We start from the raw sequence: 24,119 nt of genomic DNA on the forward strand, positions 1-24,119 counted from the left end.
GTTCCTCGGACCCTTTGCCTTGCCGCCCGTGCCGACTATTCCGACTATGTCGCGGCCCTGAACGTAAAAAACCCGCTGCTGCGGGTTTTTTTACGCCGGTACTGCGCCTACGCCTTGCCGGCCAGCTTGTCGACGACCGGCACCAGCGCGGCAGGGCGGCAGCCGAAGGCGGCCAGGCGGCCTTGCGCGTGGGGCGCCAGGTCCAGGTCATACGGCAAACGGCCTGCCACCAGCCACAGTTTATCGTGCGGCAGGGCTTCGACCAGGCGGCGCTGGCCGTCGACGAACATGGCGTTATACGTTTGCAGCACGATCTGCCGCGCGCCTTGCGCAAAGGCGATGGCCTCGTTGACCTCGTCGTCCAGCGCTTCGGCCGACAAGGCATATTCGCGCACGTCCAGACCCGCTTCGAGCAGCGCCGGCAGCATCGAGCTGCGCGCTTCCTTATTGCGGCCCAGCGCCACTTCGTCGATCTCGCTGCGCGAGCGCACTTCCACCGTCAGCAGGGTCACGGGCAGGCTGGCGTCGAGCGGGCGGTAGTCGCCCTGCACGCGCAGCGCCGCCTTTTGCAGCAGCTGCGACAGGGCCATGGCGGCCGGCTGCATCAGCGCCGGCGGGGCGACAGGACGTTCGCGCCAGTCGCGCACGGCGCGGTTGCGCTTGAGTTCCGCCACGCGCGCGCAAGCCGCGTCGATGCGGGAGATCGCAATGTCGCCGCGCTCCACGGCGGCGATGACGGCCTCGATGGCCGCCGTCTGCTGCGCTTCGCGGTGCGAGATGAGGACGATGTCGGCGCCCGCCTGCAAGGTGGCGATGGCGCCCCGGGCGATGCCGATGCCGTCGGCGATGGCCGCCATTTCCAGGCAATCGGTGATGACCACGCCCTTGTATTGCATTTCACCGCGCAGCAGGTCCGTCAGCACGCCTTTTGAGAGCGTCGCCGGCACGCTGGTGTCGGCCTCGAAGGCGGGGAAGACCACGTGCGCCGTCATGATGGCGTCCACGCCGCCGGCAATGGCCGCGCGGAACGGCGCCAGTTCCACGGCGCGCAGGCGTTCCTTGTCGTGCGGGACCAGCGCCATGGCGTAATGCGTGTCGATGGCCGTGTCGCCGTGGCCGGGGAAGTGCTTGGCGGTGACGGCCACGCCGCTGGCGCGCTGGCCGCGCATGGCGGCCATGCCGTAGTCGATGACGGTGGCGGCATCCTCGCCATACGCGCGCACGCCGATGACGGGGTTGTTGCGGTTGTTGTTCACGTCCAGCACGGGCGCGAGCAGCATATTGATGCCCACCTGGCGCATCTCATCGCCGCTGATCTGGTTCATGCGTTCGCAGTCTTCGATGGAGCCGGCCGCCTGGAAGGCCATCGCCGCGGGAATCGGCGTGACGCCCTGCTCGATGCGCATCACCATGCCGCCTTCCTGATCGATGGAGATCAAGAGCGGGATGTCGGACACTTCCGCGTTGATCTCCTGCAGTTCGCGGCACAGGGCCGACACTTGCGCGGGCGTGTGCACGTTGCGGCGGAACAGGATCACGCCGCCTACCTTCTTTTCGCGTATCAAGGTCTTGATATGCTCGTCCGCCTGCAGGGCGTCGAAGCCCACCATGAACAACTGTCCTATTTTCTCGCGCAAACCCTGCTCCATGCTGCAACTCCTCCGGTATTGATTGTGACGACGGCATACGTATTCTGGCACCGTGGTGGCGCATCGTGGCGGTCACCGGAAAAGCTGCCTTGGTTTTGTACTTGTTTTGGTATTGTATTGGATTTGGGTTTTTGCGCAAGTGGTTATTAAGTGGTATTGCTCCACTTGCGCAAACACCGTATCAATCGAGGCGCTGGAACGAGGCCGATTGCGCCTTGGGCCAGTACAGACCGAACACGGGCGGCAGCTGCGGCAGCTGGCTCGGGTCGAGCAACTGGCCCGCTTCCAGGAAGGGCAGCAGGGCCGACGCCAGTTTCACCTGATTCGGCGAGATGCGCCGCACCAGGTGGTGCGGACGCAGTTCCTGCGGATGTGCCAGGCCGGCGGCGGCGATCAGTTCGGCCAGCGCCTTCATGGTGTTCTGGTGGAAGTGCGCCACGCGGGCGATCTTGTCGGGCACCACCAGCGCGCGCTGGCGCTGCGGGTCTTGCGTGGCCACGCCCGTGGGGCAGCGGTCCGTGTGGCAGCTTTGCGACTGGATGCAGCCCAGCGCGAACATGAAGCCGCGCGCCGAATTGCACCAGTCGGCGCCCAGCGCCAGCAAGCGGGCGATGTCAAAGGCCGTGATGATCTTGCCCGAGCAGCCGATCTTGATCTTCGCGCGCAGGTTGGCGCCCACGAGGGTGTTATGCACGAGTACCAGCGCTTCCTGCAGCGGCGTGCCCACGTGGTCCGTGAATTCCAGGGGCGCCGCGCCCGTTCCTCCTTCGCTGCCGTCGACGACGATGAAGTCGGGCGTGATGCCCGTTTCCAGCATGGCTTTCACGATGGCGAAAAATTCCCACGGGTGGCCGATGGCCAGCTTGAAGCCCGTCGGCTTGCCGCCCGAGAGCGTGCGCAGGCGGTCGATAAAATGCAGCATTTCCCGTGGCGTGGAAAAGGCGCTGTGCGCGGCCGGCGAGACGCAATCCTCGCCCACCATCACGCCGCGCGTGGTGGCGATCTCGATGGTCACTTTCGGGCCGGGCAGCACGCCGCCGTGGCCCGGCTTGGCGCCTTGCGACATTTTCAGCTCGATCATCTTGACCTGCTCCGAGCTGGCGTTGGCGATGAAGCGCTCTTCCGAAAACGTGCCGTCCTGATTGCGGCAGCCGAAGTAGCCGGAGCCGATTTCCCACACCAGGTCGCCGCCGTTTTTGCGGTGGTAGGGGCTGATGCTGCCTTCGCCCGTGTCGTGCATGAAGCCGCCGCTGCGCGCGCCGCCGTTCAGGGCCAGGATGGCGTTGGCCGACAGGGCGCCAAAGCTCATCGCCGAGATATTGAAGACGCTGGCCGAATACGGCTTGGCGCGCGGGCAGTCCGGATGGTTGCCGATCTCGATGCGGAAATCGTGGCCCGTGACCTTGGCGGGGGCGATGGAGTGGTTGATCCATTCATAACCCGCTTCATACACGTCGAGCTGGGTGCCGAACGGGCGCTTGTCCGTCTGCTCCTTGGCGCGCTGGTAGACGATGCTGCGCTGGCTGCGCGAAAACGGCGTCGCCTCGCTGTCGCTTTCCAGGAAATACTGGCGGATTTCGGGGCGGATGCTCTCAAAAAAGAAGCGGAAATGGGCGAGGATGGGGTAGTTGCGGCGCAGGGCGCGCTTCGTTTGCAGCAGGTCGCTGATGCCGACCAGGGTCAGCGCACCGGCCAGCACGGGCAGCCAGTAATGGTCATAGTAAAACAGGGACAGGACAAAGATGGCTGCCGTCGCAATGAAGGTCAGGTAGCGAAATGGTACTAGGTGCATGGGCACTCCGGGAAAGTCAGACTGATATTGCTGAGTCTACCTTCGATTCACGGAACGTGCTGGTGGGAAAGAACGCGGCGCCCATAGGACGCCGCGCACGGTACTTAGCGTTGTGCGGCGCGGATGCGCTCGATGCGTTCGGCGCTGGCCGGATGGCTCGACAGGTAGGGCGTGCCATGGTCCAGCTTGCCCAGGGCGACAAACACCTGCGCCAGGTGTTCCAGGGGAATACCGTTCTGGCGCAGCATGGCAATCGCGTAGTCGTCCGCCTCGCGCTCGACATCGCGCGAATACTTCAAGTCCAGCAGCAGCGGCGGCAAGGTCGCCACCACGGTCGACACGTCGCCGAACAGCAGCGCCGCGCCGGCGCCCACGGCCGAGGTCTGGATCAGGCGGCGCGTCAGGTGGCGCTGCTGCAAATGGCCCAGTTCATGCGCCAGCACGCCCATGATGGCGTCGTCGTCCGGCATCAGTTCCACCATTTCATCGGTCAGCACGATGTCGCCGGACGGCAGGGCGAACGCGTTCGGACCGATCTTGCTTTTGCGGAAAACGATGCGGTGCGCGGGCGCGCTGTCGCCGGGCGTTGCCAGGCGCGCGAAACGGGCGCGCAAGGCTTGCTGGCGCGCGCCATCGAGCTTGCTTGCCTCAAACACGTGGCCGTCGAGGAAATCGAGCACGCCCTGGCCCAGCTGGCGCTCGACGGACTGGGGAATCGCATACGCGACGCCCTTCGCCACCACGGGCAGCAGGTACTGATAGCTGAGCCACAGGGCCAGTACGGTGGCGACCGTGGCCAGCAGGGCGCCGCGCCAGCTTTGCTGCAGCCGCACGACCCAGCCGTCGCGGTGGCCCGTCTCATGCAGCACGTCGTTGAAGGCCGCCTGGTCGGCGATCTCCAGGTAGGCGCCGTCGGGAAAGCTGACCTTGCGCACGGCGTGGCTGCTGCGTTCGGACACGTGCAGCTCGCCCAGCGGGCAGCTGCGCTCGATATCGCCGGCCAGCACGGCCATGCCATCGCGCACGCTGAGCGTGACGTGGTACAGGCGCGAGGTCTGGCCGTCGAAATAGCGCGCGGGCACGGGGACCGCGCCCGGCGCGTGGTGATCGAGCGTCATGCTACAGCGACAGGTCGAAGTCCAGCAGATCGACCATGCCTTCGCCCGTGGCAGAGACTTGCTCGCCGGTGGCGGCGACGAAGGCGTCCAGGCTGCCATGCACCAGCATCGATGTCGCTTCCAGGCGGTACTTCAGCCAGCGCACCTGGGCGAATGGCGAAAACAGGCCCAGGGTGACGACGATACCGAGCAGGTTGGTCAGCATGACGAAGGTGGTGCGGCCCCAGGTCAGCTGCGACTGGAACTGGTGCTGCTGCAGGCGCGTGTGGTTCCAGATCAGGTTCTGGATCATGGTCAGGAACAGCGGCAGCACGATAAAGGCCCACGCATACAGCGCGGCCACGGCGCCGAAGATGCTGCCGGCCTTGGTGACATCGTTGGCATCGGTGGCAAAGGTGGCGAAGACGCTGGCGAAGACGACAAAGATCAGGACCAGGAAACCGGCCAGCAGCAGGGCGAAGAACAGCAGATAGGTCTTGTAGAAGCTGCCAACCGAGGCGTCAAAGCTGAAATTGCTGCTGCCGAAGCGGCTCTGCGTGTGCTGGAAGCGCTTCAGGCGCTGGTGCAGGAACGGCGTCATCAGGCCAGCCGTGAAGGTGTTCAGGATGGGCAGCCACAGGAAGTATTTGTAGGCTTCGCTGGCGCTGCCGTCGAAGCCGAAGCGGATGCCGCGGTAGCTGGTGTTGTAGAGCTTGAACTGCAGGCTTTTCCAGACCAGCCATGGCAGCACGGCCATCATCAGCACGAGCATGATCAGGCCGACGATGGGCGAGATCTGGAAGGCGATGTTGTAGCCGCCGATCAATACCACGGCCGCAATGCGGCCCTTCAGGATGGCGACGGCATTGCCGTGGTATTCGAAGCTGCTGCCAGCGAGGTGGGTGCTGGAATAGAAATAGCGGTTGCGGCGCACCTTGGCCCAGGCGGAATAAATGCCCAGGGTGACAATGCTCAGCAGCAGGTTGACGATCCAGATACGGAAGTATTCGCTGCCGGTGGCGCTGAAGGTAATGGCTTCACGCTTGGGCGTGGTGTTGTTGGTATCGAAATCCACGGGGGAGTTTCCTTACTTATTGGAAACAAAACAAGATAAGGGAAGATTGAAAAGTTATCAATTGAAAATAGTGTTTTTCGCAATTATTTTTGGTGTGCGGCCCCTGCCGCCGCGATTTTCCCGTCCCGGCTATACTGGGACTCAACCATTGCCAACGGAAATCGCCATGATCGTCGTCCACCATCTGAACAATTCGCGCTCGCAGCGCGTGCTCTGGCTGCTCGAGGAGCTGGGCCTCGACTACGAGGTCAAACGCTACCAGCGCGACCCGAAAACCATGCTGGCGCCCGCTTCGCTGAAGGCCGTGCATCCGCTGGGCAAGTCGCCCGTGATCACGGACGGCGCGAACACCATCGCCGAATCGGGCGCCATCATCGAGTATCTGGTCGAGCGCTACGGCAATGGCCGATTGATACCGGCGGCGGGCACGCCCGAGAAGCTGCGCTGGACCTACTGGCTGCATTTCGCGGAAGGTTCGGCCATGCCGCCGCTGCTGATGAAGCTGGTGTTCGACAAGGTCGAATCGTCGCCGATGCCGTTTTTCGTCAAACCGATCGCGCGCGGCATCGCCAGCAAGGTCAAGAGCAGCTTCATCACGCCCAATATCAACAGCCAGCTGGCCTACATGGAAGCGGAACTCGAGAAAAGCAAATGGTTTGCCGGCAATGAATTCACGGCGGCCGACATCCAGATGAGCTTTCCGCTGGAAGCGGCCGCCATGCGCGGCGGGCTCGACGAGCGCCTGCCGAAGCTGACGGCGTTCCTGCAGCGCATCCATGCGCGCCCGGCCTACCAGCGCGCCTTGGAACGGGGCGGGCCCTACGATTTCGCCAAATGAGGGGTATTCAAGCCCGATGTGCGGGGAACCATACGGTAAAATGACCGATTCAACCAGTATCCACTTACCGCATGGCCAGACTCCTCGCTATCGACGGCTTGAATATCGTACGCCGCGTCTACGAAGCCAGTCCTGAACCCGATTCCGACCTGAAGGCGGAGATCGCGCTGCGCCATGCGCTGTCGTCGTTTCGCACCCTCATCAACGACCATGAGCCCACGCACATCCTGCCGGCCTTCGACTTTGGCGGGCCCACCTGGCGCCACGCCCTGTATGCCGGCTATCGTGAAGGGCGCCAGCCGATGCCGCAAGTGCTGCGCGACGCCTTGCCCGGCTTTTACGCCACCCTGGCCAGCTTCGGCATGCACGTGGTCAGCATCCCCGAGGTCGAGGCCGACGACGTGATCGGCACGGCCGTCATGCGCTGGCTGCACGAGGGGCGCGGCGCGGCCGTCATCGCCACCACCGACAAGGATTTGCACGGTCTGATCGCCCACGGCGCGCTCGTGTGGGACCATTTCAAGGGCGTCTGGCACGACCACGCCTGGGTCGAGAAAAAGTTCGGCGTGCCGCCGGAACTGCTGCCCGACCTGCTGGCGCTGATGGGCGACGTCACCGACAGCATCCCCGGCGTGTCGAAGATCGGCCTGAAGACGGGCGCGAAACTGTTGCGCGCTTACGGCAATATCGACGCCGTGATGGCCGGCGCGGGCATTTTGCCCGGCGCGCTCGGTGAAAGCCTGCGAAAAGAGCGTGAAATACTGTATCTTTCAAGAAAGTTGGTCGAACTCAAGACCGACGTGACCTTAGGCGTGACCTGGAACAAGCTGGCGTGGGAAAAGTAGAGCGCCCAAAAAAAGCTCATGGCGTTGTTGCCTTGCCTCGTCGTACATTCGTACTGCCTTCGGCAACGCGCCTAGCCCTGAGCATTTTGATGGGCGCTCTCTGAGTGGAACTCGCAATACAAAATCAAGCAAGGGAAGTAATCATGATGTTAAAGACAGTCCTGATCGATAGCAGCGCCGTGGCGCGCGGCCTGCTGAACACGGTCCTGACCGATGGCGGCTACGATGTCTGCGGGCAGACGCATACGAGCGCGCTGGGCTTGGCGCTGCTGGTCAAGCACCATCCGCATTTCGTCTGCATCGCGCGCGAGCAGGTGGAAGATGGGACGAATATTGTGCAAACCATCCGCGCCCAGTATCCGAAGACGCTCATTTTCATGGTCTCGGGCGGCATCGACGCCGCCTCGCTGCAAGCGGCCCACGCGATGGGCGTGTCGGGCTTCATCGTGAAACCGTTCATGGCCGATACGGTCCTGAAAACCGTGCGCAATACCGTCATTGCGATGGTGCGCAAGCAGCAGGCCTTGGCCGCCGCTGCGCAAGGCAACAACTCCTAAACGCCGGCCAGGCCCGTCGCGCTGGCGATGATGCCGCCACCGAGGCACACATCGCCGTCGTACAGCACGGCCGACTGGCCCGGCGTGACGGCCCATTGCGCCTGGTCGAAGGCCAGGCCGAAGTGTTCATTCCCCTCCGGCAGCAGCTGGCAGGCCACGTCGGCCTGGCGGTAGCGCGTCTTGGCGGACAGGGCGCCTGCCTGCGGCGCCGTGCCGGCGACCCAGCTGGCCTGATCGGCCGTCAACGATGGCGACAGCAGCCACGGGTGGTCGTGGCCCTGCACCACCCACAGGGTGTTGTTGACGATATCCTTGCGCGCCACATACCAGGCGTCGCTGCTGCCGTCCGCGTTCTGGTACGACTTCACGCCGCCGATGCCGATGCCCTTGCGCTGGCCCAGGGTATAGAAACTCAGTCCCACGTGTTCGCCCACCGTCTTGCCGTCGGCCGTTTTCATCGGGCCCGGCTTGTACGACAGGTAGCGGTTCAAGAATTCGCGGAACGGGCGTTCGCCAATAAAGCAGATGCCCGTGGAATCCTTCTTCTGCGCGTTCGGCAGCGCCAGTTGCTCGGCGATCTGGCGCACCTGCGTCTTCGGGATTTCACCGAGCGGGAACAAGGTCTTGGACAGTTGCGCCTGGTTCAGGCGGTGCAGGAAATAGCTTTGGTCCTTGCTGGCGTCGACGGCCTTGAGCAGTTCATAACGGCCCGCATCGGTCGGCGCCTGGCGCACGCGCGCATAGTGGCCGGTGGCGATCAGGTCGGCGCCCAGGGTCATGGCGTGGTCAAGAAATGCCTTGAACTTGATTTCGGCGTTGCACAGCACGTCCGGATTCGGCGTGCGGCCGGCCTGGTACTCGCGCAGAAAATCGGCGAACACGCGGTCCTTGTATTCGGAGGCGAAATTGACGGCTTCGATATCGACGCCGATGACGTCGGCCACGCTGGCCGCGTCGATCCAGTCCTGGCGCGTGGAGCAGTATTCCGAATCGTCGTCATCTTCCCAGTTTTTCATGAACAGGCCGATGACTTCATAGCCTTGTTCCTTCAGCATCCATGCCGCGACCGAGGAATCGACCCCGCCTGACATGCCGATCACGACTTTCTTCTTGCTCATCTTGCTTTCCAGTGTACTTTAATAATATGGCAATGCGTATTGCTATGCGCTATTGAAAACGGACGCATGCGTGTGCAGCAGGGCCAGCGGCGCGCGCCGGCCAGCCAGGTATTCGTCCACGCACTGCAGCACCAGCGGACTGCGGTGGCGCTCCTGGCACGCCGCCAGCTCGTCGCGCGTCATCCACAGGGTGCGGATGATGCCTTCGTCCAGCGGGCGATCGTGTTCGGCGCCGGCCGTGCCGCAAAAGGTGAAGCGCAAATAGGTCACGTCCTCGCCCGTGCGCAGTGACTGGTAGCGCGACATGTACATGCCGACCAGTGCCGTGGGGATGAAATCGTAGGCCGCTTCTTCCAGCGTTTCGCGGATCACCGCCTGCTCCAGCGACTCGAACGGGTCGAGGTGGCCGGCTGGCTGGTTGAGCTTGATGCCTTCGCTGGTCTCTTCTTCAATCAGTAAAAACAGGCCATCGCGCTCGACGATGGCGGCCACGGTGACAGAGGGTTTCCAGATTCTCGGCATGATTCCATCCTTGAAAGAGCCGACATTTTATCTTGTTCTGCGCGCGCGGTTTGAAGCCGGCCTTTTGTTGCGCGGACATATTGATAAATGACAACGTTTTAGCAAATAGCGGTGGGAGGTACTTACGTCTTTCCCGGGGAGCGCACTAGCATGGGGGCTTAGTTGGCAAGATGGCAGGAAGCGCCCGCTAATATAGGCTTTCCCTGTGGTCAAAACAAGCGCGCACGCTTGCTCGACTGTGGTGAGATTGACACACCTTTCCCACAATATGGGCGCCGCGCCGCATGGTGAAACAAATCATGGATGCGGATGAAATTAGTGTCGTACGACTAAAAGTTGCTGCTTCACAAACGTTTAACGCGCTGCTTTCCGTGTTAGATTCTAGTCAGTTTATCAATTAGCGGAGGCATCATGAGGATAGGCATACCGGCCGAAACACGGCCTGGTGAAACCCGGGTGGCAGCCACGCCCGAGACAGTCAAGAAGCTGGCAGCCAAGCATCAAGTCGTCGTGCAGTCGGGGGCGGGCGTGCAAGCCTCGATTCCCGACGAGGCGTATGCCGCCGCCGGCGCGCAGATCGGTACCGCCCAGGAAGCCTATGGCTGCGCCATCGTGCTGAAGGTGCGCGCACCGGACGCCGGCGAACGGGCCCTGATGGCCAGCGGCACGGTGCTGATCGGCATGTTGAACCCGTTTGACGCCGACAATATCGCCGCCATGGCGACGGCCGGCCTGTCCGCCTTCGCCCTCGAAGCCGTGCCGCGCATCACGCGCGCGCAGTCGATGGACGTGCTGTCGTCGCAGGCGAACATCGCCGGCTACAAGGCCGTGCTGGTGGCGGCGAATACCTATCAGCGCTTCATGCCCATGCTGATGACGGCGGCCGGCACCGTCAAGGCGGCCCGCGTGCTGATCATGGGCGTGGGCGTGGCCGGCTTGCAGGCGATCGCCACGGCCAAGCGCCTCGGCGCCGTCATCGAGGCGTCCGACGTGCGCCCGCCCGTCAAGGAGCAGGTGGAATCCTTGGGCGCCAAGTTCCTCGACGTGCCTTTCTTGACCGAGGAAGAAAAGGAAATCGCCAAGGGTTCGGGCGGCTATGCGCGCGCCATGCCGGCCGACTGGATGCGCCGCCAGGCCGAACTCGTGCACGAACGGGCGAAACTGGCCGATATCATCATCACTACGGCGCTGATCCCCGGCCGCGCCGCGCCCGTGCTCATTTCCGAAGAGACGGTGAAGGCCATGAAACCGGGCTCCGTGATCGTCGACCTGGCCGTCGAGCAGGGCGGCAATTGCCCGCTGTCCGAACTGGGCAAGACGGTCGTCAAGCACGGCGTCTACATCGTGGGCGAGCCGAACCTGGCGACCCTGGTGGCGGCCGACGCCTCGGCCCTGTATGCGCGCAACGTGCTGGACTTTTTAAAGCTCATCATCGACAAGGACGATCAATTGCTGATCGACCGCGAGGATGAAATCATCAAGGCCAGCCTGGTTTGCGCAGGCAATGACATCCTCAGAAAATAACGCGGCGCCGGAGAGAACAACATCATGGAAATCAGTCACACCATCACCAACCTGATCATCTTCGTGCTGGCCATTTATGTCGGCTACCACGTCGTCTGGACCGTCACGCCGGCGCTGCATACGCCGCTGATGGCCGTCACCAATGCCATTTCCGCCATCATCATCGTCGGCGCCATGCTGGCGGCCGGCCTGACCGATGGTCCGCTGGCGCAAGTGGCCGGTACCCTGGCCGTGGCGCTGGCCGCCGTCAATGTGTTCGGCGGCTTCCTCGTCACGCAGCGCATGCTCGAGATGTTCCGTAAAAAAGAACCGAAGGCCAAGCAAGGAGCAAAAGAATGAGTCACGCCATGAGCTTCGTCACCATGAACCTGGTGACGATGATGTACCTGATCGCCTCGGTGTGCTTCATCCAGGCCCTGAAAGGCCTGTCGTCGCCATCGACGGCGCGCCGCGGCAATGCCTTCGGCATGAGCGGCATGGCCATTGCCGCCGTCACCACCGTCGCGCTGATCCTGAAACTGAAGGAACAGCAGACGGGCGGCATGGGCCTGACCCTCGTCATCATCGGCATCGTCACGGGCGGCGCCATCGGCGCCTATCTGGCGAAAACCGTGGAAATGACGAAGATGCCGGAACTGGTGGCGGCCATGCACTCGCTGATCGGCCTGGCGGCCGTCTGCATCGCCGTGGCGGCCGTGTCGGAACCGTGGGCCTTCAATATCGCGAAACACGGCGAGGCGCTGCCCATCGGTAACCGCTTCGAACTGTTCATCGGCACCTTTGTCGGCGCCATCACGTTCTCCGGTTCCGTGATCGCCTTCGGCAAGCTGTCGGGCAAATACAAGTTCCGCCTGTTCCAGGGCGCGCCCGTCAGTTTCAAGGGCCAGCACATGCTCAATCTGGTGCTGGCGCTGGTGATGGTGGGCCTGGGCCTGGCGTTCTGCTTCGCCGACGGGGTGGAGCCGGCCTGGACGCCGTTCGTCATCATGACCCTCATCGCCTTCGCGCTGGGCGTGCTGATCATCATCCCCATCGGCGGCGCCGACATGCCGGTGGTGGTATCGATGCTCAACAGTTACTCGGGCTGGGCTGCGGCCGGCATCGGTTTTTCGCTGAATAACTCGATGCTGATCATCGCCGGCTCATTGGTCGGTTCGTCCGGCGCGATCCTGTCGTACATCATGTGCAAGGCCATGAACCGCTCGTTCTTCAACGTCATCCTGGGCGGTTTCGGCGGCGATGCGCCGGCCGCAGGCGCAGCCGGCGCGCAGGAACAGCGCCCGGTCAAATCGGGTTCGGCCGACGACGCCGCCTTCATCATGAGCAATGCGGAAACCGTCATCATCGTGCCCGGCTACGGCCTGGCCGTGGCGCGCGCGCAGCACTCGTTGAAAGAACTGGTGGAAAAGCTCACGCACAAGGGCGTCACCGTCAAGTACGCGATCCACCCCGTGGCGGGGCGCATGCCAGGCCATATGAACGTGCTGCTGGCCGAGGCGGAAGTGCCGTACGACCAGGTCTTCGAGATGGAAGACATCAACGGCGAATTCGGCCAGACGGACGTGGTGCTGGTGCTGGGCGCGAACGACGTCGTCAACCCGGCGGCGAAGGACCCCAAATCGCCGATTGCCGGCATGCCGATCCTCGAAGCCTATAAGGCCAAGAGCATCATCGTCAACAAGCGCTCGATGGCGTCCGGCTATGCGGGCCTGGACAACGACCTGTTCTACCAGCCGAACACGATGATGGTGTTTGGCGACGCCAAGAAGGTGATCGAGGATATGCTCAAGGCAGTCGAATAAGCGGTATTTTTTGCCGTAGGTCGGATTAGCGGGGCAAAGCCCCGCGTAATCCGACGTATTGGGGCCAACAATGTTGTCGGATTACGGCCTTCGGCCTCGGCGGCCCCGCCTAATCCGACCTACGCTTGTCTTCAGGCTGCGACGACTTTATTGCGTCCCTGGTGCTTGGCCGCGTACAGGGCCTTGTCGGCATCCGACATGGCCGCGTCCAGGCTGGCGCCGGCCGTCAGGGAGGCCACGCCGATGCTGATGGTCACCTGCAGTTCGCCGCCATCGGGCAAAGGCGTGATGGCGGCGGCCACGGCGGCGCGGATGCGTTCGGCCACCTTGTGCGCCTGCCGCAGGCTGGCGTCGGGGAACAGCAGGCCGAACTCCTCGCCGCCGAGACGGGCCGCCACGTCGGTGATGCGTCCCGTGTCGCGCAGCGCCTGCGCCACCGTGCGCAGCACGGCGTCGCCCACGGCATGGCCGTAGCGGTCGTTGATCTTCTTGAAATGGTCGAGGTCGGCCACGCCCACGGTCAGGGCGGCGCCGCTGCGTGCCGCGCGCGCCATCGCCTGCTCGGCTTGCGCTTCATAGGCGCGCCGGTTGGGCAGCGACGTCAGCGCATCGTGCAGCGCCTGCTGTTCCAGCTGCGCCAGCAGGCTGGCGTTTTTTGCCGCCAGTTCGCGCCGTTCGCGCACGTCGAGCAAGAAGGCGCCGAAATAGCGGATGCCGTCCACCACGCCCAGGTCCAGCGCCTTCATTTCGATGGGTATCATTTGCGCATCGCGGTGGCGGATGGCGAATTCGCGTATCTTGCCCAGCACGCTGGAGGTGCGCGAGCTGCGGATGTAATTGATCACGTGGTTGTCGTGCTGCGCGCCGACGGCGTCGGGCAGCAGGCCGTTCAGGGTCTGCCCCAGCAATTCCCCGCTGGCATAGCCCGACAGCGCCTGCATGGCGCCATTGATATAGCGGATGCGGCAATGTTCATCGATGATGATGACGGCGTCGAGGGCGTCTTCCAGCAGGCGGGAAAAGAGCACTTCGGGAAGAGCGGCAGGCGGTGCTGCGGGCAATGCATCTGTCATGGAACGGTCGCCAAAAACCAGGTGACAGCCATTGTCGCATCCGCAGGCCGTTTACTCCATGCCGGAGATGTTCCCTGTTTCTTTTTCGCCCGTGCCCTTTACTTATTGTTAAGGTTCAGCGGCGGCCGTACATCATCAGGGTGGCCAGGCTTTTGCGCGCGGGGCTGAAAACGTCCAGCAAGCCCAGCGACAGGCCCAGCAAGCCTTGCGTGGGGGCGCTGCCCGTGAAGATGCGCGCCATGGTGTCGGTGACGCGCACGGTCAGGCCCCGGTCAGCCTGGCGCAGGCTGGCGTAGCGTTCCAGCCCGGCCGGGCTGCTGTCCTGCGCCAGCACGCGGGCCAGCACGGCGGCGTCGCGCAGGCCCAGGTTCAAGCCCTGTCCCGCCACCGGATGCAGGGTTTGCGCCGCATTGCCGATGGCGACCGTGCGCGCCGTGCCGTTCGCCTGCGCGTTCAGGCCCAGCGGATAGGCCAGGCGCGCCGTCGTGTGGCTAAAGCGTCCCAGGCGGCTGCCGAAGGCGGCGCCCAGGCGCGCCAGGAAGGCAGCGTCGTCCAGGGCCAGCAATTGTTCGGCGCGCGTGGGCGGCACGCACCACACCAGCGCGTAGCCGTCGTCCTGCGGCAGCAGCGCCAGCGGACCCTCGTCGGTGAAGCGCTCGTAGGCGCGATGCGCGATGGGGGCGCTTGTACGCACATGGGCAATGATGGCGCTTTGGCCATAATCGCGGCTGACGGCGCGTTCCGGCTGCTGGCCGAACAGGCCGCCCTCGGCCTGCACCAGCAGGCTGGCGCGCAAGCTCGACGCGGCGCCCGCCTGGTCGATCTGCACGGACACGCCATCGGCATCCTCCGCGCTGCCCGTGACCAGCGCCGGACGCAGGCTGGCCACGCCCAGGCGCTCGCACACGTCGGCCAGCGCGCTGACGACGGCGCCGTAACGGGCCACGTAGCCGAGCGCCTCGACGCCATGCTCGCTGCGGTCCATCAGGCTGCGCCCGAACTGGCCGCGGCGCGACACGTGGATCTGGTGGATAGGCGTCGCCTCGACGGGCCAGGCGCCCGCTTCCTCGAGTATCTGGCGGCTGCCGTGCGACAGGGCGATGGTGCGCGGGTCGCGCCGGGCCTGCTCGATGGATTTGGCGTCGAGCAGGGCGATGCCGGCGGCGCGGCTGCCGCGCTGTACCAGCAGGGCGGCCAGCGTCATGCCGACGGGGCCGGCGCCGCAGATGGCGAGATCGAAAGTGGACGGTGTATGCATGCGGCGGGGTTAATCCTGTGACATCAGTTGTTCGATTTCAGCGACGCTCCTGGGCGCCGAGCTGAAGACTTCATGGCCTTGCGGCGTGACCAGCACATCGTCTTCGATGCGGATGCCGGTATGCCAGAACTGCTCCGGCACGCCCGTACCCGGACGCACGTAGATGCCCGGTTCGACCGTCAGCACCATGCCCGGTGCCAAAGCGCGCCAAGGCTTGCCGGGCGCATCCGTGTCGCGGTAGGCGCCCACGTCGTGCACGTCCATGCCCAGCCAGTGGCTGGTGCCGTGCATGTAGAAGGGCATATAGGCCTTGTTGGCGATGACGTCCTGCACGCCGCCGCTTTTTTGCCGGTCCAGCAAACCCAGGTCCAGCATGCCTTGCGCCAGCACTTGTACGGCCGCTTCGTGGATGGCGCTGTGCGGCAAGCCGGGGCGCACCATGTCCAGCGCCGCCTGTTGCGCCGCCAGCACCAGTTCGTACAGCGCCCGCTGCGGGCCGCTGAAACGGCCGTTGACGGGCCAGGTGCGCGTGATGTCCGAGGCATAGCCATCGAGTTCGCAGGCGGCGTCGATCAAGACCAGCTCGCCGTCTTTTAATACCGCGTTATTGGCGCTGTAGTGCAGGATGCAGGCGTTGCCGCCGCCGGCGACGATGGAGGAATAGGCGGGAAACTGCGCGCCGCTGCGCCGGAATTCGTACAGCAGCTCCGCTTCCAGCGCATATTCGTGCAGGCCGGGCCGCGTGGCGCGCATGGCGCGTACGTGCGCGGCGCTGGAAATGGCGGCGGCGCGGCGCATCAGCTGCTGTTCCTGCGTGTCTTTCAGCAGGCGCATGGCGTCGAGCATGCCATTGATGTCATGCGCGATGGCGGGCGCCGTGACGCCGCTGCGGGCCTTTTGCCGCACATTGTGCCGCCAGAGCTTCACCTGCGCATCAAGGCTGCCGCCCAGCGCATAGTAGATGGCGGGGACGTCGGCCAGCAGGCGCGTCATTTCGACGTCGAGTTCCTCGATGGGGAAGGCGCTGTCAAAGCCGAAAGTGGCGCGCGCCGCCTCGGGACCATGGCGGAAACCGTCCCAGATTTCGCGCTCCGTATTCTTGGCGCGGCAAAACAGGATGGCGCGCGCGGGCGCCGTGGCGCTGGCGGCCACGAGGGCCACGGCGCTGTCGGGTTCCGTAAAGCCGCTCAGGTAATAGAAATAGCTGTCGTGGCGGTACGGATAATCGCAATCGCTGTTGCGCGGCACTTCGGGCGCCGTGGCGAGGATGGCCACGCTGCCCGGCAGCATCTGCGCCAGCAGCGCCGCGCGCCGTGCCGCGTAATTGGCCATCATGTTGCGCTGGCCTTGGCCGTGACGCCGTTGAGTACATCGAGCTGCGCCGGCGTACCCACATTCGTCCACTCTCCGGTATAGACTTCGCCGCCCACGCGGCCCTGATCCGCGTACTGGCGCAGCAAATCGCCCAGTCTGGCGTGGCTGCCGGGCTCGATGCCGTCGAACATTTCAGGACGGTACACGCCGATATTGGCGAAGGTCCACTTGGTTTCGTCTGTATTGTTGATCGAGAACAAGGTCAGGCCGAAGTCGCCCTTGGGATGGAAGTCGGGATTGGGCACCAGGTAGGTCCAGGCGATGTCGCGCTGGTCGGCCGGATACGGCGTGCCCAGCACATCCTTGTCGGCCAGCACGTCGAGCACTTGCTTGAAGTCGAAATACGGGCAATAGATGTCGCCGGAAATGGCGAGGAACGGTTCCTCGCCCAGCAAGTGGCGCGCCTGGGCGATGCCGCCCGCCGTTTCGAGCGGCGTGGTCTCGGGCGAGTACGCGATGCGCGCGCCATACGCGCTGCCGTCGCCCAGGGTTTCCTCGATCAAATGGCCCAGGTGGGAATGGTTGATGACGATGTCCGTGATGCCGGCGCGCACCAGGTTGAGCACATGCCAGACGATCAGCGGACGGCCGCGCACTTTCAGCAGCGGTTTGGGACAGGTATCGGTAAGCGGACGCATCCGTTCACCGCGGCCTGCGGCAAAGATCATGGCTTTCATGGGTATTCGTTTTCAGTATCGGTAAGTCGGCTGCGCGGACAGGCCGCGCAGCAGGAAAGTGCCTAGAATGTGTAGCCGACCTGGGGCGTTTTATTCTCCAGTGCATCGAGCAAACGCACCAGCGGCTTGAGTTCCGTGTAGCGGTTGGCCGTCTTGCGCACGTAGTCGAGCACGGTCGGCAGGTCGCCCATGTACAGATCCTTGCCGTCGCGGTAGTTCAGGCGCGCGAACAGACCGAGGATTTTCAGGTGGCGCTGCAGGGCCGTGAATTCGAAATCGCGGTAGAAGGCATCGATGTCGGGATTCACCGGCAAGCCCAGCTGCTTGGCGCGCTGCCAGTAGCGGATCACCCAGTCGAGCACCAGTTCCTCGTCCCACTGGATATACGCGTCGCGCAGCAGCGAGGCGATGTCGTAGGTGACGGGACCGAAGACGGCGTCCTGGAAGTCGAGGATGCCGGGATTGGGGATCGAACCATCGTTGATGTGCATCAAATTGCGCGAATGGTAGTCGCGGTGCATGAATACTTGCTGCTGCGACAAGATATTCGCCGTGATGGCCTCGAAGACCTTGTCCAGCTGGGTTTGTTGCACATCCGTCAAGGTGGCGCCCAGGTGCTTGCCGATAAACCATTCCGGGAACAGATTCATTTCGCGCAGGATGAAGGCGCGGTCGAATTCGGGCAGCACGTCGGGGGCGCTGGCCAGCTGGATTTTCATCAAGGATTCCAGCGCTTCGGCGTACAGCACGCTGGCGTTGTCGTGGTTCAGGGCGTCCAGATACGTGGTCGTGCCCAGGTCGGACAGCAGCAGGAAGCCCTGTTCCAGGTCTTGCGCGATGATTTCGGGTACGGATACGCCGGCGCCTTTCAGCAAGCCGGCCACCTTGACAAAGGCGGGCACGTTTTCGCGCTCGGGCGGCGCATCCATGGCGATCAGTGTCTTTCCTGGCAATGTTGTGTTGCTTGGCAGCACATCGAGACGGTAGTAGCGGCGGAAGCTGGCATCGCTGGAAGCGGGACGGGCGGATTCGGGCGCGACGAGGTTAAGCGAGGTCAACCAGGCTTTCAACAGGGTCAGGCGAGCGTCGGCGGAGACCGGCGCGGTGGAGGAATTGGGGGAGAATGACATTAAGCGGCCTGTGGAATCGGGTTGATGGTGCAGATTCCCATATAATAAGGGATTCAAATCAAAAAATCGCCTGTCAATGGTGCTTGCCCCTTCCAATTCATGAGCTGGTTTTCGGCCTCCCCCCCTTCGCAGCGCTGGGCTTTCGCCATCAGCGCGCTCGTCGCCGCCACGACGGTGCCTGTCCACGCCCAGAAAGTACCGCGTCCGGTTCATGTGGAAGATCCCGACGCGCCTACCGTCATGACGGCGAACAGCATGAACGGTCGACCGGAAAGAGAGATCAATCTCGACCAGAATGTCGTGATTGAGCGCGGAAAAACCACAAAAATGACGGCCGATACAGCTTGTTACAAACAAGTTGAAGATCAGTTCGACGCCGAGGGCCATATCAAGATGTGGCGTTTCGGCGATTACTACACGGGTGACGTCCTGAAGCTGAACATGGAGACCGGCAAGGGTTTCCTGCTCAACCCGACTTACCGCTTCGCAGTGGGCGGCGGCCAGGGCAAGGCCGAGCGCGTCGACTTCATCAATCCAGACGAAGCCAATGTTATCGAAGGCACCTACAGTACCTGCGAAGGGCCGAATCCGGACTGGTACCTGAAATCGAGCACCTTGAACCTCGATACGGGCCGCGACGTGGGCACGGGCAGCAAGACCATCATCTATTTCAAGGACGTGCCGATCCTGGGCACGCCGGGCATGTCGTTTTCGTTGTCGGGTGCGCGCCGCTCGGGCTGGCTGGCGCCCACGCCGGGCTTTGCCTCGAAGAACGGTTTCGAGCTGTTGATGCCGTATTACGTGAACATCGCGCCGAACCGCGACCTGACTCTGTATCCGCGCTACATCCAGCGGCGCGGCATTCAGCTCGGTGCGACGGGCCGCTACATGGGCGAGACGGATGCCGGCTTGTACAGCGGTGAAACGTCGTTTGAATTTTTGCCGAACGACAAGCAGACCAAGACCAACCGCTACATGATCAAGTCCAAGCATGAGCAGGCGCTGGCCAAGGGCTGGACTTACAGCTGGGATCTGCGCGAGGCGTCGGACGATAATTACCCGAACGATTTTTCGAAAACCGTCGCCACCGCCACCGAGCGCCAGTTGCTGCGCGAATTGCGCACCGATTACCGTACCGAGGACTGGAGCCTGACGGCGCGCGTGCAGAATTACCAGGTGCTGCAGGATCCCGATCCCAACGTGGTCGTGCCACGCCCGTATGACCGTTTGCCGACGGTGAACTTCCATGCTGGCAAATACGATGTCTGGGGCGGTTTCGACTGGACCTTTGACGCGGAAGCGACGCGCTTCGCGCATCCGACACAGGTGCAAGGCTCGCGCTTCGTGGCCGTGCCGCAGGTGAGTTTCCCCATCATGCGCCCTGGCTACTTCATCACGCCCAAGCTGATGCTCAATGCCAGCGCGTATCAGCTCGACAATGACGCCCGGACCAAGGCGCTGTTTAAAACCACCTCGTTTACGCGCGCCGTGCCGACCTTCTCGGTCGACAGCGGCCTGGTGTTTGAACGCGACACGAATCTGTTTGGCGCCAAGGGCGGCACGCAAACCCTGGAGCCGCGCCTGTTCTACGTCTACACGCCGTACCGCGACCAGTCGCAGTTTCCGAACTTCGATACGGCCGATGGCACGTTCAACCTGACGCAGATCTTCACGGAAAACCGTTTTGTCGGCAGCGACCGCATCGGCGACGCCAACCAGGTCACGGCCGCCGTCGTATCGCGTTTCCTGCAATCGGACGGCACGGAGCGCATGCGCCTGACCTTCGGCCAGCGTTTCTATTTTGCCGACCAGCGCGTGCAGCTCAATTCGACGACGCCCGTCAACCAGTCGCGTTCCGATATCCTGCTGGCCGCAACGGGCCGCGTGTCCGAGACTTGGGCCGTCGACAGCCTGGTGCAGTACAATCCCAGCGATCGCCAGTTGATGAGCTACAACTACACCTTCCAATATCAGCCTGCTGCCAAGAAAGTATTGAATTTCAGTAACCGTTTTCAACGTGGCGTGCTGCGTAATGCGGAAGTGTCGACGCAGTGGCCGTTGACGGACCGCCTGTATGGCGTGGGCCGCATCAGTTACTCCATCAAGGATCGCAGCATGCTGGAAAGCCTGGTTGGCCTCGAATATAAGGGCGACTGCTGGGTGTTCCGCATGGGGGCGCAGCGTTTCGTGACGACGACCAAGACTGTCTCGACGCCGATCTTCTTCCAGCTGGAATTGACGGGCTTGTCGAGTGGCCTGGGCCTGGGTGCGAATGGCCTGGAAACTTTTACAAAAACTATCCCTGGTTACCAGACATTGAGCCAGCCACTCCGTTAAGATAGTCACCGTTGCCGCCGCCGGTGTCCCCGGCGCTGGCACAAACCGGTTTTTTTATTCACCTGAACTCATGAGCGCTCTACACATTATGCGTAATGCCAGTATGCACCAACTCAAAATTGCAACGGTTTTGTTGTGCGCCATTTCCGGCGCCACGACCAGTAGTGTCTGGGCGCAACAGGCTGCGCCAGCGCCAGCGCCTGCGGCCAAGTCCGCTGCCGCTGCCCCAGCGCCAGTCAAGGGCTTCACTCCCCCTGCGTCGAGCAGTGGCCAGACCATCGACTCCATCGCCGTTGTCGTCAATGACGATGTGATCACGCGCAATGAAGTGGCGGCCCGCATCAAGAGCGTGGAGCAGCGCATGAAGGCGCAGAATATCCCGCTTCCCGACCCTGCCGACCTGCGCCGCCAGTTGCTCGAACGCATGATTGTCGAGCGCGCGCAAATGCAGCTGGCCAAGGAAATGGGCGTGCGCGTGGATGACCTGACCCTGGACCGCGCGATTGGCCGTATTGCTGAACAGCAAAAGATGACGGTGCAAGAGCTGCGCAACCAGATGGAAAAAGAAGGCACGCCGTTTGCGACCTTCCGCGAAGAAATCCGCGATGAAATCATCATGCAGCGCCTGCGCGAGCACGAAGTCGACGCGAAGATCCAGATTTCCGATTCCGAAGTGGATAACTTCCTGGAAGCGGAAAAAGCGGCAGCCAGCGAACAGGTGGAGCTGAACCTGGCGCAAATTCTCGTGCGCATTCCGGAAAATTCCAGCCCCGAACAAATCGCCGCGCGCCGCGCGCGCGCCGAAGAAGTCAGCCGCCAGCTGCGCACGGGCGCCGATTTCGCCAAGATGGCCGCCACCTATTCCGACGCCAGCGATGCGCTGAGCGGCGGCGATATCGGCTGGCGCCAGAGCGACCGCCTGCCGCCCCTGTTCACGGAACAGTTGCTGAAATTGAAGCCGGGCCAGATCACGCCTATCATCAAGAGCAACACGGGCTTCCATATTCTGAAACTGGTGGACCGCCGCAGCGCTGCCGAGGCACAAGCTGTCGCCGCCGTGCAGCAGACGCATGCCCGCCATATCCTGCTGAAAGTGACGCCAACCCTGTCGGCGGCCGAAGCCAAGCGCAAACTGCTGGAATTGAAAGAACGTCTCGACAACAAGGCCGCGAAGTTCGAAGACCTGGCCCGTTTGTTCTCGAACGACGGTTCCGCGGCCAAAGGCGGCGACCTGGGCTGGCTGTATCCGGGCGACACCGTGCCGGAATTTGAAACGGCGATGAATGCGCTGAAACCGGGCGAAGTGAGCCAGCCGATCGAATCGAGCTTTGGCTTCCATCTGATCGAAGTGCTGGAACGTAAGAGCGACGACGTCTCGAAAGAGAAGAAACGCGCTGCCGCACGCAATGCCTTGCGCGAACGCAAGCTGGAAGAAGCGACGGAAAACTGGGCGCGCGAAGTGCGCGACCGTGCTTACGTCGAATTCCGCGCGGACGACCAGTAATGCTGCTTACTGATTGCGCATGAGTAACTTGCCTGTTGTACGCCGCCCGGCCATCGCCATTACCTGTGGCGAACCGGCCGGTGTCGGTCCGGAAATCTCCATACGCGCGGCCTGGGCCATGCGCAATGAAGTCAACTGCATCCTGCTGGGCGACGCCGCCTTCCTGGCGCTGACGGCCAGCCTGATCGATCCGGAGATCCGCCTGGCGGCGCTGTCGCTGCAAGCCGTGCGCAACAGCGGCTTGCCCCAGTTCGGTCCCGGCCGCCTGGCCGTGATCGATATTCCCACTGTGAACAATGTCATTCCTGGCGTGCTGGACAAGGAAAACGGGCGTTCCGTGCTCGCTACCCTGGACGCGGCCGTGGAGGGTGTCCAGGCGGGCTGGTTTGGCGCCATGGTCACGGCCCCCTTGCAGAAGAGCACGATCAACGACGCGGGCGTGGCCTTTTCCGGCCATACGGAATACCTGGCAGAAAAAACCGGCACGCCGCAAGTGGTGATGATGCTGGCCGGCGAACCGGGCCACGGCGAGCCGACCCTGCGCGTGGCGCTGGCCACCACGCATTTGCCATTGAAGGACGTGTCCGCTGCCATCACGATGGACAGCCTGGCCGTCACGCTGGATATCATTCAGCTTGATTTGCAACAGAAATTCGGCATCGCCGCGCCGCGCATCCTCGTCACCGGCCTGAACCCGCACGCGGGCGAGGGCGGGTATCTGGGACGCGAGGAAATCGATGTCATCACCCCGGCGATTGCCGCGGCGCAAGCGCGCGGCATCGATGCGCGCGGACCGTACCCGGCCGACACCTTGTTCCAGCACAAATACCTGGCGGACGCCGACTGCGTGCTGGCCATGTACCACGACCAGGGCTTGCCGGTGCTGAAATACGCGACCTTCGGGCGCGGCATCAATATCACCCTGGGCTTGCCGCTGATCCGCACCTCGGTCGACCATGGCACGGCGCTGGACCTGGCCGCGCAAGGGCTGGGCCTGGCCGATTGCCACAGCATGGAGCAAGCGCTGCAAACGGCGCTCGACATGCTGCGCGCCAGCACCCCGACCAGAGCGTAGGTCGGGTTAGCCGCAAGACGTAACCCGACGCTGCCTGCTCAACGATCCCGCCGGCCTGTGCCGGCTTTACCGCATTGATAGAAAACACATTATGAAACACGTTGCCCGCAAACGCTTTGGCCAGAACTTCCTGCATGACCGCTTCGTCCTCGATGACATCACGGCCGCCATCGCGCCGCAGCCGGACGATGCCATGGTCGAGATCGGCCCCGGCCTGGGCGCCATGACGGAGCAGCTGCTGCGCCATTTGAAACAGATGCATGTGGTGGAACTGGACCGCGACCTGATCGTGCGTCTGGAAAAAACGTTTAATCCGGCCAAGCTGACGATCCATTCGGGCGACGCGCTGAAATTCGATTTCGCGCAAATCCCCGTGCCAGCCGGTCAGAAGCTGCGCATCGTGGGCAACTTGCCATATAACATTTCCAGCCCCCTGCTGTTTCACCTGGCGGACTTCGCGCCGCTGGTGCAGGACCAGCATTTCATGCTGCAAAAGGAAGTGGTCGAGCGCATGGTGGCCGAACCGGGCAGCAAGGCGTATGGCCGCCTGTCCGTGATGCTGCAATGGCGCTACAAGATGTCGCTGCTGTTCATCGTGCCGCCGACGGCGTTTGATCCGCCGCCGAAAGTGGAATCGGCCATCGTGCGCATGATTCCCGTGGCCGAGCGCCTGGCGTGCGACCAGGCCACGCTGGAAGCCGTGGTCATGAAGGCGTTTTCGCAACGCCGCAAGGTGATCCGCAATTGCCTGGCAGGCATGTTTACGGAAGAGCAGATCAAGGCGGCCGGCATCGACCCGACCCTGCGTCCGGAAACCGTGGGGCTGGAGCAATACGTGGCGCTGGCGAATCTGCTGAAGGCACCTGCTTGAG

General features: G+C 63.1%; 21 protein-coding genes. 10 read left to right on the forward strand and 11 right to left on the reverse strand.

The genetic code is table 11. The annotated features are described in order from the left end of the window. Positions 1-107: 107 nt before the first annotated feature. From nagZ to IGS60_RS00320, 4 genes are all read right to left on the reverse strand, one after another. Positions 108-1,637: a beta-N-acetylhexosaminidase gene (nagZ, locus tag IGS60_RS00305; protein ID WP_230501711.1), complete on the reverse strand. Its 1,530-nt coding sequence runs from the start codon at positions 1,635-1,637 to the stop codon at positions 108-110. A 193-nt stretch (positions 1,638-1,830) separates the two neighbouring features. Next, positions 1,831-3,441: an FMN-binding glutamate synthase family protein gene (locus IGS60_RS00310; protein WP_070220608.1), complete on the reverse strand. Its 1,611-nt coding sequence runs from the start codon at positions 3,439-3,441 to the stop codon at positions 1,831-1,833. A 104-nt stretch (positions 3,442-3,545) separates the two neighbouring features. Then, on the reverse strand, positions 3,546-4,559 hold the full coding sequence (locus IGS60_RS00315; protein WP_121670623.1) for a M48 family metallopeptidase: 1,014 nt from the start codon (positions 4,557-4,559) through the stop codon (positions 3,546-3,548). Between the two features lies 1 nt (position 4,560). Continuing rightward, positions 4,561-5,613: a YjgN family protein gene (locus tag IGS60_RS00320; protein WP_070311500.1), complete on the reverse strand. Its 1,053-nt coding sequence runs from the start codon at positions 5,611-5,613 to the stop codon at positions 4,561-4,563. A 166-nt stretch (positions 5,614-5,779) separates the two neighbouring features. Here IGS60_RS00320 and IGS60_RS00325 point away from each other — a divergent pair, with 166 nt between their 5' ends. The 3 genes from IGS60_RS00325 (at position 5,780) to IGS60_RS00335 (ending at position 7,853) form a co-directional block, all read left to right on the forward strand. Then, positions 5,780-6,451 carry a glutathione S-transferase gene (locus tag IGS60_RS00325; protein WP_230501713.1) on the forward strand — a complete coding sequence of 224 codons (672 nt, stop codon included), beginning with the start codon at positions 5,780-5,782 and terminating at the stop codon, positions 6,449-6,451. A gap of 71 nt (positions 6,452-6,522) precedes the next feature. Continuing rightward, positions 6,523-7,296, forward strand: a complete 774-nt coding sequence (locus IGS60_RS00330) for a 5'-3' exonuclease (protein ID WP_070220600.1) — start codon at positions 6,523-6,525, stop codon at positions 7,294-7,296. 146 nt (positions 7,297-7,442) lie between these two features. Further along, entirely contained in the window at positions 7,443-7,853 is a 411-nt protein-coding gene (locus IGS60_RS00335; RefSeq protein WP_070220767.1) for a response regulator, read from the forward strand. Here IGS60_RS00335 and mnmA read toward each other — a convergent pair. Both mnmA and IGS60_RS00345 read right to left on the reverse strand, forming a co-directional pair. After that, complete coding sequence (mnmA, locus tag IGS60_RS00340) at positions 7,850-8,971, reverse strand: tRNA 2-thiouridine(34) synthase MnmA (RefSeq protein ID WP_070220598.1); 1,122 nt, start codon at positions 8,969-8,971, stop codon at positions 7,850-7,852. The genes IGS60_RS00335 and mnmA overlap by 4 nt on opposite strands. A 42-nt stretch (positions 8,972-9,013) precedes the next feature. Then, the gene (locus IGS60_RS00345; protein ID WP_010401817.1) at positions 9,014-9,493 is read right to left on the reverse strand and encodes an NUDIX hydrolase; all 480 of its coding nucleotides are present in this window, start codon (positions 9,491-9,493) and stop codon (positions 9,014-9,016) included. 411 nt (positions 9,494-9,904) lie between these two features. Here IGS60_RS00345 and IGS60_RS00350 point away from each other — a divergent pair, with 411 nt between their 5' ends. Genes IGS60_RS00350 through IGS60_RS00360 form a run of 3 tightly spaced genes read left to right on the forward strand, consistent with a single transcriptional unit; the run spans position 9,905 to position 12,819 of the window. Next, positions 9,905-11,017, forward strand: coding sequence for a Re/Si-specific NAD(P)(+) transhydrogenase subunit alpha (locus tag IGS60_RS00350; protein ID WP_070290832.1), 1,113 nt, complete (start codon positions 9,905-9,907; stop codon positions 11,015-11,017). A gap of 24 nt (positions 11,018-11,041) precedes the next feature. Continuing rightward, positions 11,042-11,356, forward strand: coding sequence for an NAD(P) transhydrogenase subunit alpha (locus IGS60_RS00355; protein WP_034745644.1), 315 nt, complete (start codon positions 11,042-11,044; stop codon positions 11,354-11,356). A gap of 8 nt (positions 11,357-11,364) precedes the next feature. Then, positions 11,365-12,819 carry an NAD(P)(+) transhydrogenase (Re/Si-specific) subunit beta gene (locus tag IGS60_RS00360; protein WP_070220594.1) on the forward strand — a complete coding sequence of 485 codons (1,455 nt, stop codon included), beginning with the start codon at positions 11,365-11,367 and terminating at the stop codon, positions 12,817-12,819. Between the two features lie 131 nt (positions 12,820-12,950). On the opposite strand, the gene IGS60_RS00365 is transcribed toward IGS60_RS00360, so the two are convergent. The 5 genes from IGS60_RS00365 to IGS60_RS00385 all read right to left on the reverse strand — a co-directional run bounded on the left by IGS60_RS00365 (position 12,951) and on the right by IGS60_RS00385 (position 18,331). Further along, positions 12,951-13,892 (reverse strand): sensor domain-containing diguanylate cyclase, encoded by a 942-nt coding sequence (locus tag IGS60_RS00365; protein ID WP_071650188.1) that lies wholly within the window; start codon positions 13,890-13,892, stop codon positions 12,951-12,953. A 115-nt stretch (positions 13,893-14,007) separates the two neighbouring features. Then, positions 14,008-15,150, reverse strand: a complete 1,143-nt coding sequence (locus IGS60_RS00370) for a UbiH/UbiF/VisC/COQ6 family ubiquinone biosynthesis hydroxylase (RefSeq protein ID WP_230501715.1) — start codon at positions 15,148-15,150, stop codon at positions 14,008-14,010. 9 nt (positions 15,151-15,159) lie between these two features. After that, complete coding sequence (locus IGS60_RS00375; RefSeq protein WP_230502655.1) at positions 15,160-16,482, reverse strand: aminopeptidase P N-terminal domain-containing protein; 1,323 nt, start codon at positions 16,480-16,482, stop codon at positions 15,160-15,162. Further along, entirely contained in the window at positions 16,482-17,201 is a 720-nt protein-coding gene (gene murU / locus IGS60_RS00380; RefSeq protein WP_230501717.1) for an N-acetylmuramate alpha-1-phosphate uridylyltransferase MurU, read from the reverse strand. Before murU ends, IGS60_RS00375 begins: the two co-directional genes overlap by 1 nt. A 62-nt stretch (positions 17,202-17,263) precedes the next feature. Then, the gene (locus IGS60_RS00385) at positions 17,264-18,331 is read right to left on the reverse strand and encodes an aminoglycoside phosphotransferase family protein (RefSeq protein ID WP_230501719.1); all 1,068 of its coding nucleotides are present in this window, start codon (positions 18,329-18,331) and stop codon (positions 17,264-17,266) included. Positions 18,332-18,430: 99 nt separating this feature from the next. Between IGS60_RS00385 and IGS60_RS00390 the strand changes: the two genes are divergently transcribed. From IGS60_RS00390 to rsmA, 4 genes are all read left to right on the forward strand, one after another. Further along, a complete protein-coding gene (locus IGS60_RS00390) occupies positions 18,431-20,668 on the forward strand; it encodes an LPS-assembly protein LptD (RefSeq protein ID WP_230501721.1) in 2,238 nt (745 codons plus the stop codon). A gap of 103 nt (positions 20,669-20,771) precedes the next feature. Further along, entirely contained in the window at positions 20,772-22,172 is a 1,401-nt protein-coding gene (locus IGS60_RS00395) for a peptidylprolyl isomerase (protein WP_230501723.1), read from the forward strand. A 19-nt stretch (positions 22,173-22,191) separates the two neighbouring features. Continuing rightward, positions 22,192-23,247 (forward strand): 4-hydroxythreonine-4-phosphate dehydrogenase PdxA, encoded by a 1,056-nt coding sequence (gene pdxA, locus IGS60_RS00400; RefSeq protein ID WP_230501725.1) that lies wholly within the window; start codon positions 22,192-22,194, stop codon positions 23,245-23,247. 91 nt (positions 23,248-23,338) lie between these two features. Continuing rightward, on the forward strand, positions 23,339-24,118 hold the full coding sequence (gene rsmA / locus IGS60_RS00405; protein WP_070220568.1) for a 16S rRNA (adenine(1518)-N(6)/adenine(1519)-N(6))-dimethyltransferase RsmA: 780 nt from the start codon (positions 23,339-23,341) through the stop codon (positions 24,116-24,118). Position 24,119: the final 1 nt, after the last annotated feature.

The organism is Janthinobacterium sp. FW305-128 (assembly GCF_020858135.1).
Taxonomy (GTDB): Bacteria; Pseudomonadota; Gammaproteobacteria; order Burkholderiales; family Burkholderiaceae_D; genus Janthinobacterium.

What these genes read in the sequence shown, in the direction of transcription:
- IGS60_RS00310 (WP_070220608.1), bottom strand. Translation starts at nt 3,441, where the DNA reads ATGCACCTAGTACCATTTCGCTACCTGACCTTCATTGCGACGGCAGCC.
- IGS60_RS00315 (WP_121670623.1), bottom strand. Translation starts at nt 4,559, where the DNA reads ATGACGCTCGATCACCACGCGCCGGGCGCGGTCCCCGTGCCCGCGCGC.
- IGS60_RS00325 (WP_230501713.1), top strand. Translation starts at nt 5,780, where the DNA reads ATGATCGTCGTCCACCATCTGAACAATTCGCGCTCGCAGCGCGTGCTC.
- IGS60_RS00330 (WP_070220600.1), top strand. Translation starts at nt 6,523, where the DNA reads ATGGCCAGACTCCTCGCTATCGACGGCTTGAATATCGTACGCCGCGTC.
- IGS60_RS00335 (WP_070220767.1), top strand. Translation starts at nt 7,443, where the DNA reads ATGTTAAAGACAGTCCTGATCGATAGCAGCGCCGTGGCGCGCGGCCTG.
- mnmA (WP_070220598.1), bottom strand. Translation starts at nt 8,971, where the DNA reads ATGAGCAAGAAGAAAGTCGTGATCGGCATGTCAGGCGGGGTCGATTCC.
- IGS60_RS00345 (WP_010401817.1), bottom strand. Translation starts at nt 9,493, where the DNA reads ATGCCGAGAATCTGGAAACCCTCTGTCACCGTGGCCGCCATCGTCGAG.
- IGS60_RS00350 (WP_070290832.1), top strand. Translation starts at nt 9,905, where the DNA reads ATGAGGATAGGCATACCGGCCGAAACACGGCCTGGTGAAACCCGGGTG.
- IGS60_RS00355 (WP_034745644.1), top strand. Translation starts at nt 11,042, where the DNA reads ATGGAAATCAGTCACACCATCACCAACCTGATCATCTTCGTGCTGGCC.
- IGS60_RS00360 (WP_070220594.1), top strand. Translation starts at nt 11,365, where the DNA reads ATGAGCTTCGTCACCATGAACCTGGTGACGATGATGTACCTGATCGCC.
- IGS60_RS00365 (WP_071650188.1), bottom strand. Translation starts at nt 13,892, where the DNA reads ATGACAGATGCATTGCCCGCAGCACCGCCTGCCGCTCTTCCCGAAGTG.
- IGS60_RS00370 (WP_230501715.1), bottom strand. Translation starts at nt 15,150, where the DNA reads ATGCATACACCGTCCACTTTCGATCTCGCCATCTGCGGCGCCGGCCCC.
- IGS60_RS00375 (WP_230502655.1), bottom strand. Translation starts at nt 16,482, where the DNA reads ATGGCCAATTACGCGGCACGGCGCGCGGCGCTGCTGGCGCAGATGCTG.
- murU (WP_230501717.1), bottom strand. Translation starts at nt 17,201, where the DNA reads ATGAAAGCCATGATCTTTGCCGCAGGCCGCGGTGAACGGATGCGTCCG.
- IGS60_RS00385 (WP_230501719.1), bottom strand. Translation starts at nt 18,331, where the DNA reads ATGTCATTCTCCCCCAATTCCTCCACCGCGCCGGTCTCCGCCGACGCT.
- IGS60_RS00390 (WP_230501721.1), top strand. Translation starts at nt 18,431, where the DNA reads ATGAGCTGGTTTTCGGCCTCCCCCCCTTCGCAGCGCTGGGCTTTCGCC.
- IGS60_RS00395 (WP_230501723.1), top strand. Translation starts at nt 20,772, where the DNA reads ATGCACCAACTCAAAATTGCAACGGTTTTGTTGTGCGCCATTTCCGGC.
- pdxA (WP_230501725.1), top strand. Translation starts at nt 22,192, where the DNA reads ATGAGTAACTTGCCTGTTGTACGCCGCCCGGCCATCGCCATTACCTGT.
- rsmA (WP_070220568.1), top strand. Translation starts at nt 23,339, where the DNA reads ATGAAACACGTTGCCCGCAAACGCTTTGGCCAGAACTTCCTGCATGAC.